The 12,411-nt window shown below is 60.2% G+C and carries 11 protein-coding genes; 8 read left to right on the top strand and 3 right to left on the bottom strand.

Going from position 1 to position 12,411, the window contains the following annotated elements; all coding sequences use genetic code 11:
• Nucleotide 1: 1 nt before the first annotated feature.
• From gacA to B723_RS19405, 3 genes are all read right to left on the bottom strand, one after another.
• Complete coding sequence (gacA, locus tag B723_RS19415; protein ID WP_008015884.1) at nt 2-643, bottom strand: response regulator transcription factor GacA; 642 nt, start codon at nt 641-643, stop codon at nt 2-4.
• Nucleotides 644-769: 126 nt separating this feature from the next.
• The gene (locus B723_RS19410) at nt 770-1,213 is read right to left on the bottom strand and encodes a GNAT family N-acetyltransferase (protein ID WP_017339132.1); all 444 of its coding nucleotides are present in this window, start codon (nt 1,211-1,213) and stop codon (nt 770-772) included.
• Nucleotides 1,213-1,971: a carbon-nitrogen hydrolase family protein gene (locus tag B723_RS19405; RefSeq protein ID WP_017339133.1), complete on the bottom strand. Its 759-nt coding sequence runs from the start codon at nt 1,969-1,971 to the stop codon at nt 1,213-1,215. The genes B723_RS19410 and B723_RS19405 overlap by 1 nt, the downstream gene beginning before the upstream one ends.
• A 627-nt stretch (nt 1,972-2,598) precedes the next feature.
• Between B723_RS19405 and B723_RS19400 the strand changes: the two genes are divergently transcribed.
• The 8 genes from B723_RS19400 (at nt 2,599) to B723_RS19365 (ending at nt 12,279) form a co-directional block, all read left to right on the top strand.
• A complete protein-coding gene (locus tag B723_RS19400; protein ID WP_017339134.1) occupies nt 2,599-3,666 on the top strand; it encodes a 3-deoxy-7-phosphoheptulonate synthase in 1,068 nt (355 codons plus the stop codon).
• 227 nt (nt 3,667-3,893) lie between these two features.
• Nucleotides 3,894-4,775: an esterase/lipase family protein gene (locus B723_RS19395; RefSeq protein WP_017339135.1), complete on the top strand. Its 882-nt coding sequence runs from the start codon at nt 3,894-3,896 to the stop codon at nt 4,773-4,775.
• Between the two features lie 84 nt (nt 4,776-4,859).
• Entirely contained in the window at nt 4,860-5,141 is a 282-nt protein-coding gene (locus B723_RS19390) for a peptidylprolyl isomerase (protein ID WP_017339136.1), read from the top strand.
• Nucleotides 5,142-5,278: 137 nt separating this feature from the next.
• On the top strand, nt 5,279-7,147 hold the full coding sequence (locus B723_RS19385) for an extracellular solute-binding protein (RefSeq protein ID WP_017339137.1): 1,869 nt from the start codon (nt 5,279-5,281) through the stop codon (nt 7,145-7,147).
• On the top strand, nt 7,147-8,208 hold the full coding sequence (locus B723_RS19380) for a microcin C ABC transporter permease YejB (protein WP_017339138.1): 1,062 nt from the start codon (nt 7,147-7,149) through the stop codon (nt 8,206-8,208). The genes B723_RS19385 and B723_RS19380 overlap by 1 nt, the downstream gene beginning before the upstream one ends.
• The gene (locus B723_RS19375) at nt 8,208-9,230 is read left to right on the top strand and encodes an ABC transporter permease (RefSeq protein WP_017339139.1); all 1,023 of its coding nucleotides are present in this window, start codon (nt 8,208-8,210) and stop codon (nt 9,228-9,230) included. Before B723_RS19380 ends, B723_RS19375 begins: the two co-directional genes overlap by 1 nt.
• A gap of 16 nt (nt 9,231-9,246) precedes the next feature.
• On the top strand, nt 9,247-10,818 hold the full coding sequence (locus tag B723_RS19370; RefSeq protein ID WP_017339140.1) for an ABC transporter ATP-binding protein: 1,572 nt from the start codon (nt 9,247-9,249) through the stop codon (nt 10,816-10,818).
• A gap of 45 nt (nt 10,819-10,863) precedes the next feature.
• Entirely contained in the window at nt 10,864-12,279 is a 1,416-nt protein-coding gene (locus B723_RS19365; RefSeq protein WP_017339141.1) for a sigma-54 interaction domain-containing protein, read from the top strand.
• Nucleotides 12,280-12,411: the final 132 nt, after the last annotated feature.

Here is a 12,411-nt window from a genome sequence, read left to right as displayed (position 1 = left end):
ATCAGAGGCTGGCATCAACCATGCCGTGACGAACCGCCAACAGCGTCAACTCGACATCGCTGCTGATCGAAAGCTTTTCGAAAATTCGGTAACGGTAGGTGTTCACGGTTTTGGGCGACAGGCACAACTTGTCGGAAATGATCTGCACCTTCTGGCAGCCGACAATCATCAGTGCGATCTGGATTTCCCGTTCCGACAAGGCGTCGAACGGCGAATCGTTGGTCGGCTGAAAGGATTTGATCGCCAGTTGCTGGGCAATTTGCGGGCTGATGTAGCGTTGCCCCGCAAACACCAGGCGGATGGCCTGGACCATTTCCGGCAACCCGGCACCTTTGGTCAGGTAACCTGCGGCTCCCGCCTGCAACAACCGTGTAGGAAACGGATCTTCCTCACACACGGTGACCGCAACCACCTTGATATCCGGATGACTGCGCAACAATTTGCGGGTGGCCTCAAGACCGCCGATACCGGGCATCTTGACGTCCATCAGCACCACATCGGGTTTCAACTCACGCGCCTTGAGCAGGGATTCTTCGCCTGACTCGGCCTGGCCGACCACTTGCAGGCCATCGATGTCAGCCAGCATTCGTGTAATGCCTGTACGAACGAGATCATGGTCATCGACTACTAGCACCCTAATCAAGCAGACACCTCGCGATATGGTCTTATTGAGTTGCCGACACCTTAGCAAAAAGCGACTGGCAGACCTAGCGGCAAGCGTCATATAAAAAGTTTCAATTCATCTTGAAAGGCTTGTCTTATGCGTGTTTCAGCGATACGAGGCATCGACATCGCGCTGCATTCTCAGGAAACACTCGTCTTTACCGACCACTGTCAGGCCCTTTCGCTCGTACAACACTTTTGCCGGATTATTTTCAAAAACCGTCAAGCGCAATGCCGGTCGCCGCTCCTTGCACGCCATTGCCAATACCTGATCGATCGCCCAGGAACCGGCACCCTGCCCCCGGTAGCCTTCGAGCACGTGCAATTCGCGGATGTACAAGGCCCTTGCGTCTCGGCTCAGGCTCACATACCCCAGCCGCACATCATCGCGCACGATCAGCCAGTTTTCCCGTCCCGCCCAGGCCACATCAAAGGCCTCGTCCTGCCACAGCAGATCGTGCTGAATGTAGTAGCGGAGCATGGTTGTACAGGTCAGCTCACGAGCAAAGTCGAGATCCTGCGCCGTCGCCGGACGTAAATCGAACCCCATCAGGCCTCCGCGACGGCGACGACGCGCCCCGCCCAGCCGTCAGCCTTGCGTTGAGCAACGACCAGCAGATCGCCGGTGCCAGGTGCGGCGGCAATCAGCGAACCGTCCGACGCCCAGATGGCGCTGCGTCCTGCAGACTCCCAGCCCCCCGTCGCACCGCCATGGTTGGCCATCAGCACTACCATCGAGTGCGTGACGGCATAACCCTGCAGCAACGCAGTATCGGGGGCGTAACCGTTTTCGGTAATCAGCACGCCCGCGGCATACAGGCTGGCGCCCTGTTGCGCCGCTGCGGCCGCATGGCTGGCGTGGGAAAAATCGGCGCACACCGCCAGGGCGACCGTGGCGTCACCGATGGTCAGGGTCGAACCGCCGTAGCCCGGTGCAAACGCTACTTCCTCGCCGGGATGCAGATGCTGCTTGCTGTAGACCCCGAGCGAGCCATCGGCGCCGAAGATCAGCGCGCCGATCAACACTGGCGAATTCTCCGACAGACGAATAGGCATCCCGACCACGGTCGTTACGCCAGTTTCCAGCGCAAAATCCCGCAGCGGTTGCAGCACAGCGTCCTCCGGCGCAATGGCCAGCTCAGCGGCCAGCCCGCGCTCGTACCCGGTCAGCGACAGTTCCGGAAACACCAGCAACTGCACACCCTGCTCCGCCGCCACCTGCATGAAACGTTGATGCCGGGCGATATTGGCGGCCAGATTTCCCGCGATAGAGATCGATTGAGCGGCGGCGATGGTCAGCGTCGTCATGGTTCGTCCTTACGGCGTGGTGCATTTGTTTAAACGGCGAGTGTGTCACAACCCCCGACGCACTCAAGCAATAGAAAACGCCGCGACTGATCGATAGCAATTTGTGATTGAATCCGTGTACCGGCCTCTAGTAAGCTCGGCGCATCCATCGGAGACAGACCATGTTCAACACCCTCTCACAGCTTCGTTCCGCCAGCGCCCCGCGCTCGGTTGCGGCTGCCCGGGTGAACGTCGTTTGCGCTCCGGTCAGCTTTTATTTTGGGTATTGGTTTAGCCACTGGCGCGCCTGATACCCACACGGCGCCCATTTTAAACGGGTCGCCACCAGAGAATTCTCAACCCCCGGTCGGCCTCCCGACCGGGGGTTTTGTTTTTTCAGCCCCAGACACTTTTCAGCAATAACCAGACAACTCGAGGATTCACGACATGAACTACGCCACTTATTACCGTTACGACAGTTTTACCGCCTGGCGATTTAGCAGCCTCCGCTCGGGACAGCCTGCCGCCTCCGATCGGTCACCCACAGGTGGCAAGCACACACACGCAGCCAATCCGGCCAATTGTCGAACACCCCAGTAGGGCCGAGCGTGCGGGAACAAACCCGCCGCCCGCCCAGGAAGCCTGAATATGAACTCGTCCGTCTCTGCTCTGCCGCTGTCTACCCTGAGCCCTGCCAATGAAGCGCTGACCCTGCGTCTGCCAAGCTCATTGCAACTCAAACAGCAACTGCCCCTCAGCAACGCCCTGACTCGCCAAGTCGCCGCCCACCGCGACGCGGTCCGCGCGATCCTCAACGGTGAAGATTCCCGTTTGCTGGTCATCGTCGGCCCTTGCTCGATTCACGATCCCCGCTCCGCCCTCGAATACGCGAGCAACCTCGCCCGCCTCGCCACCGAAGTCAGCGACGAGATGCTGCTGGTGATGCGCGCCTACGTCGAAAAACCCCGAACCACGGTTGGCTGGAAAGGCCTGGCCTACGACCCGCACCTGGATGGCAGCGATGACATGGCCGGTGGCCTGACCCTGTCCCGCGAGCTGATGCGCGAAATACTCCAGCTGGGTTTACCGGTCGCCACCGAACTGTTGCAGCCGATGGCCGCCGGTTACTTCGACGACCTGCTCAGCTGGGTGGCCATTGGCGCTCGCACCACCGAGTCGCAGATCCACCGGGAAATGGCCAGTGGCCTGAGCATGCCGGTCGGCTTCAAGAACGGCACCGATGGCGGCGTCGGCGTTGCCAGCGACGCCATGCGCTCGGCAGCCCATCCGCATCGGCATTTCGGTGTCGACAGTCAGGGGCATCCGGCGATCATTCAGACCCCGGGCAATCCTGATACGCACCTGGTACTGCGCGGCGGCCATCGCGGCCCGAACTACGACCGCGACAGCGTCGCCCAAGTGAACAGCGACTTGGCCAAACTGAAGATCCCGGCACGGATCATGGTCGACTGCAGCCACGCCAACAGCGGCAAAGACCCGCTGCGTCAACCGGCGGTGTTCAACGATGTGCTTGAGCAGCGTCTGCAAGGTGATCGCTCGCTGATCGGGATGATGATCGAGAGTCACTTGTTCGAGGGGTGCCAGCCGTTGAGCCCGACGCTGCGGTATGGCGTTTCGGTAACGGATGGTTGTCTGGGATGGGACGGGACGGAAGCGTTGTTGCGGTCGGCGGCGGAACGGTTGCGAGCGGTATGACAGGCAAATGACATGTCGGAGGTAGGGCATTGCAGAACTCTGCGCTACCTCCGGTTAAAGGACGTCCGGGCATTCCGAAAAAAGCCTCCTGCTGATTCGAGTATTCCTACCTTACCTATTCCGTTTTTCACCCCTTCACCGCGGCATTTTCAGACATCGCGCGAACGCCCGAGTGCTTTAGAGTGAGGCCCGAACACTTCCTCGAACTCCCGCGAAAAGGTACGAACATGCAACGGAATGCAAGCACTCTCTATCCCATCCTGCTGGTTCACGGCCTGTTCGGTTTCGACCGGATCGGCCCGTTCGAACTCTTCCAGGACATCAAGCAAGCACTGCGCAGCGACGGCGCCAGGGTGTTCATACCTCACCTGTCGGCTACCCATACCAACGAAGCACGCGGTGAACAGCTTTTGGCACAGATCGAACGCGTGCTGGAGGGTACCGGTGCAGAAAAGGTCAACCTGATCGGGCACAGCCAGGGGGCACTGGCCGCACGTTATGCCGCAGCGATAGCGCCGCAAATCGTAGCGTCGGTGACGTCGGTCAGCGGACCGAACCACGGCTCGGAACTGGCGGACTTCCTGCGCAAGGCACTGACGCCCGGACGCCTCCCGGAACGCGCTGCCGAAGCGGTCGCCACCTTGTTCGCCGATTTCCTGTCGTTGCTGAGTGGCAACCCGCAGCTGCCGCAGAACGCTATCGCCGCGTTGAATGCGCTGACCACTGAAGGTGTCTACGAATTTAATGAAAAATACCCCCAAGGTTTGCCCAAAAACTGGGGCGGCAAGGGTCGGGAACAGGTCAACGGGGTTCGCTACTATTCCTGGAGCGGCACGTTGCAAGGGACCGCTCTTGATGAAGGGCTCGATGCACTCGATCCGCTGAACGGGTTCGCAAGGGCGTTTTCTCGCTATTTCACCACCGAAGCCGACCAGAACGACGGCATGGTCGGACGCTTCAGCTCTCATTTGGGCAAAGTGATCCGTTCCGACTACCCGCTCGACCATCTGGACAGCATCAACCAGACAGCCGGTCGGGTACGCAAGGGCATCAACCCCATTGATTTGTATGTGCAGCACGCCGAACGCCTGCGAAAGGCTGGCCTTTAGGCATTGGAAGGAACTTTGAGAAGAAATGGGCCACTGAATCCGGTAGGCTCCGCAGTTTATTGAACATTGAAAGGAGTATTTCCCATGGCTAAAGCCACTGCCCGTCACATCCTGGTTTCCAGCGAAGACAAGTGCAACGAACTCAAAGCCCAAATCGAAGCGGGTGCCGATTTCGCCGAAATTGCCAAAGCCAATTCCACCTGCCCGTCCAGCCGCCAAGGCGGTGACCTGGGCTCGTTCGGTCCAGGCCAGATGGTCAAGGAATTCGACACCGTGGTCTTCAGTGCACCGATCAACGTGGTGCAAGGTCCGGTCAAGACTCAGTTTGGTTACCACTTGCTGGAAGTGACCAGCCGCCAGGACTGATCCAATCGCCAAGTTCTACGCACAACGGCCCGCCTTTTTGGTGGGCCGTCGTGTTTCGTATGCGTGATACGGCTGGCGAGGGACGCGCCGCTAGCGTACAAATTGCGGTTATCGACCACCCGGCTCTAAGGCTGACAATGCGACTGGCTTTCCCTACTTTGCTGTTCACTGCCGTGGCCCTGCTGTTGGGCGCCGCCGGTGTGAACGCCGCCCCCCAACATGCGCTGACCGTCTACGGCGAACCGGCGAAGTACCCTGCCGGCTTCAGTCATTTTGCCTACACCAACCCGCAGGCCCCCAAGGGGGGGACGATGCGGCGCTCGGCGATCGAGATCGGGCATTTCGATCATGTCCTGCCTTATATAGACAAAGGCATCGGCGTGACGCAGATCGACGGCTTGATCTATTCGCCTCTGGCCCAGCGCTCGCTGGACGAGCCTTACACCGTTTATGGCCTGGTGGCGCAGAAGATGGAGCGTTCGGATGACGGGTTGTCCCTGCGCTTCTACCTCAACCCCAAGGCCCGCTTCGCCGATGGCAAGTCAATCACCGCCGAGGACGTGCGCTACACCTTCGACCTGCTGATGACCCAGGGCAGCCTGCGGTATCGCACGCAATTCGCCGACGTCAAAGGCGTCGAAGTGGAATCGCCGAGCACCGTTCGGTTCGACTTCAAGAGCAACGAGAACCGCACCCTGCCCCTCGACATCGCGACCTTGCCGGTGTTTCCCGAGCATTGGTGGAAAACCCGTGATTTCGCCAGCGGCGGTGGTTACGAGCCACCACTGGGCAGCGGTCCGTACAAGGTGAGCAAGGTCGACTCCGGGCGCAGTATCACCTTCGAGCGCAATCCCGACTGGTGGGGCAAGGACCTGCCGGTCAGCCGCGGCCTCTACAATTTCGACCGTTTCAGCATCGAGTACTTCGGCGATACCGACGTGGCGCGCCAAGTGTTGCGCGGCGGCGCCTATGACTACAACCGTGAATTCTCCGCCACCGGTTACTCCATCGGCTACGACAGCCCGGCGCTCAGTGACGGGCGCCTGCAAAAGGCGCATCTGGCGCAAAACGCACCGCAATCGGCGCAAGGCTTCGTGTTCAACCTGCAAAATCCGCTGTTTCAGGATCGCCGTGTACGTCAGGCACTGGCGATGCTCTGGGATTTTGAATGGAGCAACCGGCAGATGATGCGCGACCTCTATATCCGCCAGCAGAGCTTTTTCTCCAATACCGAACTCGCCGCCCGCAGCCTGCCGGATGCCGCGGAGCTGGCGATTCTTGAACCCTTGCGCGGACAGATTCCCGACGAAGTGTTCACCAAAGTCTTCGAAGCACCGAAAACCGACGGCAGCGGCGTGATCCGCGACAAACAACTGCAAGCGCTGGACTTGCTGGAGCAGGCCGGGTGGAAACCCGATGGCGACCAACTGGTGAATGCCGAAGGCAAACCGCTGAGCTTTACTTTCCTGGTCAGCCAGAACGGCTTGGACCGTTTGCTGCTGCCGTACAAGCGCACGCTGAAGCAGATCGGTATCGACCTGAACATCCGCCGCATCGACTCGTCCCAGTACGTCAATCGGCTGATGTCCCGGGACTACGACATGATCGTCACCGGCTATCCGGTCACCACCTCGCCGGGCAACGAACTGAACAACTATTTTGGCTCCGCGGCGGCCAATGATCCGGGCTCCAACAATTACATGGTGTTGAAAAACCCGGCGGTCGATACGCTGGTCAACGGCCTGGTTCGTGCCACCACCCAGGCCGACATGTTGCGCTACGCCCATGCACTCGACCGGGTGCTGCAATGGAACTACTACTGGATTCCCAACTACTATCCGCCGGGCAGTTCGACCGTGTGGTGGAACCGCTTCGGGATTCCCAGCGTGCAGGCCGCCAATGACGAAGCCATCGAGAGTTGGTGGGAAGTGAGCACCACGCCGCTGACCAACCAACAGATGACCGCCGAGCTGATCAAGCGCGGCAAACCCGGAGGGCCGCACTGATGTGGGCTTACATTCTGCGGCGTTTGCTGCTGATCATTCCGACGCTGGTGATCATCCTGCTGGTCAACTTCGTCATCGTTCAGGCTGCGCCGGGCGGTCCGGTGGAACAGGCGATCGCACACCTGCAAGGCATCGGCGGCGCCAGTGTCGGCGGTGGTTCCAGCGAAGTCATGAGCGGCAGTTCGCGGGCCAGCCGCGGCCTGGATCCGCAACTGATCAAGGAAATAGAAAAACAGTACGGCTTCGACAAACCGGCCCCGGAACGCCTGTGGCTGATGCTCAAAAGCTATGCGCAACTGGATTTCGGCAAAAGCTTCTTCCGCGGCGCCACGGTCACCGACCTGATCCTGGAAAAAATGCCGGTGACCATTTCCCTCGGGCTGTGGGCCACGCTGATCACTTACCTGGTGTCGATTCCGCTGGGCATCCGCAAAGCCGTGCATCACGGCAGCCACTTCGATATCTGGAGCAGCACCGCGATCATCATCGGCTATGCGATGCCGGCGTTCCTGTTTGCGATGTTCTTGATCGTGGTGTTCGCCGGCGGCACGTCGCTGAACTGGTTTCCGGTGCGCGGCCTGGTCTCGGACAACTTCGAATCGCTGTCCACGGTGGGCAAGATCGCCGACTATTTCTGGCACCTGGTGTTGCCGGTGACGGCGCTCGTGATCGGCGGGTTCGCCACGCTGACGATACTGACCAAAAACTCCTTCCTCAATGAAATCACCCGCCAATACGTCGTTACCGCCCGCGCCAAAGGCATGAGCGAACGGCGCGTGCTGTATGGCCATGTGTTCCGCAACGCGATGCTGTTGGTGGTGTCGGGCATTCCCCAGGCGTTCATCAGTGTGTTCTTCGCCGGTTCGCTGCTGATCGAAGTGATCTTTTCCCTCGATGGCCTGGGCCGCATGAGTTACGAAGCCGCGGTGTCCCGGGATTATCCGGTGGTATTCGGTTCGCTGTTCATCTTCACACTGTTCGGCCTGCTGATAAAACTGGTCGGTGACCTCTGCTACACCCTGGTCGACCCGCGTATCGACTTCGCCGCGAGGAATGCCTGATGTTCAAGCTTTCGCCGCTGGCGCGTCGCCGTTTCGAACGTTTCAAGAAAAACCGTCGTGGCTGGTGGTCGTTGTGGCTGTTCATCGGCCTGTTCCTCTTGAGCCTGGGCGGCGAGCTGATCGCCAATGACAAACCACTGGTGGTCAGTTATCAGGGTTCGTTGTACTTCCCGGTTTTCAAGCGCTACACCGAGCAGGAATTCGGCGGGCAACTGCCGTTCCAGGCGGACTATCGCAGCGACTATGTGCAGAAGCTGATCAAAAAGGATGGCGGCTGGCTGTTGTTTCCGCCGATCCCGTTCAGCGACGACACACCCAACTATGACTTGAACAAACCGGCGCCGAGCCCGCCCTCGAGCGTCAATTGGCTGGGCACCGACGACCAGGCGCGCGACGTGCTGGCCCGAGTGATTTTCGGCGCGCGGGTGTCGATTCTGTTTGCGTTGATGCTGACGTTTGTCAGCGCGCTGATCGGCATCGCCGCCGGCGCGTGGCAGGGTTATTACGGCGGCTGGGTCGACCTGATCGGTCAGCGCTTGCAGGAAGTCTGGTCGGGGTTGCCGGTGCTGTACCTGCTGATCATCTTGTCAGGGTTCGTCGAGCCGAATTTCTGCTGGCTGCTGGGGATCATGGCGCTGTTTTCCTGGCTGGCGCTGGTGGACGTGGTGCGCGCCGAGTTCCTGCGCGGGCGCAACCTGGAATATGTCAAAGCCGCCCGCGCACTGGGCCTGACCGACCGCAAAGTCATCGTGCGGCACATTCTGCCCAATGCGATGAACGCAACCCTGAGTTACCTGCCGTTCATTCTGACCGGAGCGATTTCGACGCTCACCGCGCTGGATTTCCTCGGTTTCGGCATGCCGGCCGGCAGTGCATCGCTGGGCGAACTGATCGGTCAGGGCAAACAGAATCTGCAAGCGCCGTGGCTGGGGTTGACGGCGTTTTTCACCCTGGCGTTGATTCTTTCGTTACTGGTGTTTATCGGCGAGGCGTTGCGAGACGCCTTTGATCCTCGGTCTTGAACAAGCGGATGTTGATATGAGTAACCTGATCGAAATCCGCAACCTCAGCGTGGCCTTCAGCGGCCAGACCGTGGTGCGCAATCTGTGCCTGGACATCCGCCCCGGCGAATGCCTGGCACTGGTCGGTGAGTCGGGGTCCGGCAAATCGGTGACCGCGCACTCGATCCTGCAATTGCTGCCCGAGACCGGCACCGAATCCAGCGGCAGCATCCGCTATCGCGGCAAGGAATTGCTCGGCGCCTCCTCCAAAGTGCTGCGGGAGTTGCGCGGCAACCGCATCGCGATGATTTTCCAGGAGCCGATGACCTCGCTCAACCCGCTGCACAGCATTGAGAAGCAGATCGGCGAAACGTTGCTGTTGCACAAAGGCATGACTGGCAAACCCGCGCAGGCACGGATTCTTGAGTTGCTGCACCTGGTGGGCATCCAGAAACCCAAGGAACGTCTCAAGGCGTACCCGCATCAACTGTCCGGCGGCCAGCGGCAACGGGTGATGATTGCCATGGCCCTGGCCTGCGAACCGGAGTTGCTGATCGCCGACGAGCCCACCACGGCGCTGGACGTAACGGTGCAGCGCAAGATCCTGCTGCTGCTCAAATCCCTGCAACAGCGACTCGGCATGTCGCTGCTGCTGATCAGCCACGACCTCAATCTGGTGCGTAGCATCGCCCAGCGCGTGTGCGTGATGAAGGCTGGGGAAATCGTCGAGCAGGCGCCGTGCGAGACGCTGTTCACCGAGCCGAAGCATCCGTACAGCTGCGTCTTGCTGAATGCCGAACCGGAAGGTGAAGCGCTGGCCAGGGACACTCGCGAGAACGTACTGGAAGTGGACAATCTTTCCGTGCGCTTCGCCCTCAGTGGCGGACTGTTCCAGCGCAAAACGTATTTGCATGCGGTGGATGGCATCAGCCTGAATGTACAGCGTGGCAAGACACTGGGCATTGTCGGTGAATCCGGTTCCGGCAAGTCCACCCTGGGGCAGGCGATCCTGCGCCTGCTCGACTCCGAAGGCAGCATTCGCTTTCAGGGTGAAGCGCTGGATGGTCTGACGCAAAAGCAGCTGCGGCCGTGGCGCAAGAAAATGCAGGTGGTGTTCCAGGACCCTTTCGGCAGCCTCAGCCCACGGATGTCCGTGGCGCAGATCATCAGCGAAGGCCTTGAGGTTCACAGCCAGTTGACGGCGGACGAATGCAAGGCCGAGGTGATTCGTGCACTGCAGGAAGTGGGCCTCGACCCGCAAAGTCGCCATCGCTACCCTCACGAATTTTCCGGCGGCCAGCGCCAGCGCATCGCCATTGCCCGGGCGCTGGTGCTGAAGCCGGCGCTGATCCTGCTCGACGAACCGACCTCGGCGCTGGACCGCACGGTGCAAAAACAGGTGGTTGCCCTGCTTCGCCAGCTTCAGGAAAAACACGGGCTGACCTATCTGTTCATCAGCCATGACCTGGCGGTCGTCCGCGCCCTCGCCCATGACATGATCGTGATCAAGGACGGCAAGGTGGTGGAAAGCGGCGCCAGCCACGACGTGTTCGAATCACCGCAGCATCCGTACACCAAAGAGCTGTTGGCGGCGGCGCATCCGCGGTAGGCATAATCCAGTGCCTGGCTTTGTACACAATCAGGATCAGCCCACATGAACACCACCGAAAGCCTGAAGGACTACCAGCGCGTTCGCCTGTTGGCGATCCGTTCGTTGTTCGAGATCATCGAGCAGTCGAGTGAAGGCACGGTGATCGTCGATCGCGACGCCAACATCGTCTGGATGAACGAACGCTATGCCAGGCGCTTCGGTCTGGCGTCGGCTGAAGTGGCCATCGGCAAGGCTTGCGAAAGCGTGATCCCCGGCAGCCTGCTGCGCGAGGTAGTGCGCACTGGTCGGCCGATTCTGCTCGACATGCAGGACACCTCCAAGGAACCGCTGGTGGTCATGCGCCTGCCGATTCACGACGATGCCGGCGTGGTGATCGGTGCGATTGGTTTTGCGCTGTTCGACGAGTTGCGCAGCCTCTCGCCAATGCTCAAGCGCTACATGAGCATGCAGGAAGAACTGGCCTCCACCCGTTCGCTGCTGCGGGCACGGCAGACCAAGTACAACTTCGCCCATTTCATCGGTACCAGCGCGGCCAGCCTCGAAGTCAAACGCCGCGCCCGGCGCAGTGCCAGCGCCGATTCGCCGGTGCTGCTGCTCGGCGAAACCGGCACCGGCAAAGAGCTGTTGGCGCAGGCTATTCACGGGGCGTCGCCACGTTCCCATAAAGCCTTCGTCAGCATCAACAGCGCAGCGATTCCCGAGTCGTTGCTGGAAGCCGAATTCTTCGGCACCGCCCCCGGCGCGTTCACCGGTGCAGACCGCAAGGGCCGTGCCGGCAAGCTGCAGATTGCCCAGGGCGGGACGCTGTTCCTCGATGAGATCGGCGACATGCCGCTGCCCCTGCAAAGCAAACTGCTGCGGGTGTTGCAGGAAAAAGAATTCGAACCGGTGGGCTCCAACGAAGTGATTCAGAGCGATGTGCGGGTGATCGCGGCGACCTCGACCGACCTTGAAGCGGCGATCAAACGCGGCGAGTTTCGTGCCGATCTGTATTACCGCCTCAACGTGCTGCCGATCCAGGTGCCACCGTTGCGAGATCGTCTCGATGATTTACCGGCCCTGAGTGAAGCGATTCTCGAGGAGCTGCGCAGTCAGCATGAACTGAACCGCGAAGCGCTGGAGCTACTGGGACAACACGCCTGGCCGGGGAATATTCGCGAACTGCGCAACGTACTGGAACGGGCGGCGTTGCTCAGTGACGACCTGTTGCTGAATGTGCAGGATATTCGTGCAGCGATTGGTACGTTTACGCCAGTCGAACGCACCGCGCCCTTAATGATTGAATCGGTTGCCCATGAGACCTTCAGCGAGGCTCGGGAGCGGTTTGACCGGCAATTGATTGAATCTACCCTGGCGCAATGCGGGGGGAAGGTGATTGAGGCGGCGGCTCGGTTAGGGCTTGGGCGGTCGACGTTGTACAAGAAGATGGTGGCGCTGGGGATTGCCGAGTCTCTATAACGAGACGTAAATCTCCATTAGTAGACAGACCATCGCGGATAAGCCCGATCCCCCAGGGATCGCATCCTTCGAGAAAAACCTGCTCAACCTGTGGCAGCGGGCTTGCCAGCGATCAGGCCTGCAGCATCAAAA

This window comes from Pseudomonas fluorescens NCIMB 11764, assembly GCF_000293885.2.
GTDB classification, from domain to species: domain Bacteria; phylum Pseudomonadota; class Gammaproteobacteria; order Pseudomonadales; family Pseudomonadaceae; genus Aquipseudomonas; species Aquipseudomonas fluorescens_B.
Note: the sequence above shows the minus strand (reverse complement) of the source record. Positions and strands in the feature narration are given on the sequence as shown.

Coding starts and splice junctions, on each gene's coding strand:
- B723_RS19410 (WP_017339132.1), bottom strand. CDS start 1,213: ATGGGGTTCGATTTACGTCCGGCGACGGCGCAGGATCTCGACTTTGCT.
- B723_RS19405 (WP_017339133.1), bottom strand. CDS start 1,971: ATGACGACGCTGACCATCGCCGCCGCTCAATCGATCTCTATCGCGGGA.
- B723_RS19400 (WP_017339134.1), top strand. CDS start 2,599: ATGAACTCGTCCGTCTCTGCTCTGCCGCTGTCTACCCTGAGCCCTGCC.
- B723_RS19395 (WP_017339135.1), top strand. CDS start 3,894: ATGCAACGGAATGCAAGCACTCTCTATCCCATCCTGCTGGTTCACGGC.
- B723_RS19390 (WP_017339136.1), top strand. CDS start 4,860: ATGGCTAAAGCCACTGCCCGTCACATCCTGGTTTCCAGCGAAGACAAG.
- B723_RS19385 (WP_017339137.1), top strand. CDS start 5,279: ATGCGACTGGCTTTCCCTACTTTGCTGTTCACTGCCGTGGCCCTGCTG.
- B723_RS19380 (WP_017339138.1), top strand. CDS start 7,147: ATGTGGGCTTACATTCTGCGGCGTTTGCTGCTGATCATTCCGACGCTG.
- B723_RS19375 (WP_017339139.1), top strand. CDS start 8,208: ATGTTCAAGCTTTCGCCGCTGGCGCGTCGCCGTTTCGAACGTTTCAAG.
- B723_RS19370 (WP_017339140.1), top strand. CDS start 9,247: ATGAGTAACCTGATCGAAATCCGCAACCTCAGCGTGGCCTTCAGCGGC.
- B723_RS19365 (WP_017339141.1), top strand. CDS start 10,864: ATGAACACCACCGAAAGCCTGAAGGACTACCAGCGCGTTCGCCTGTTG.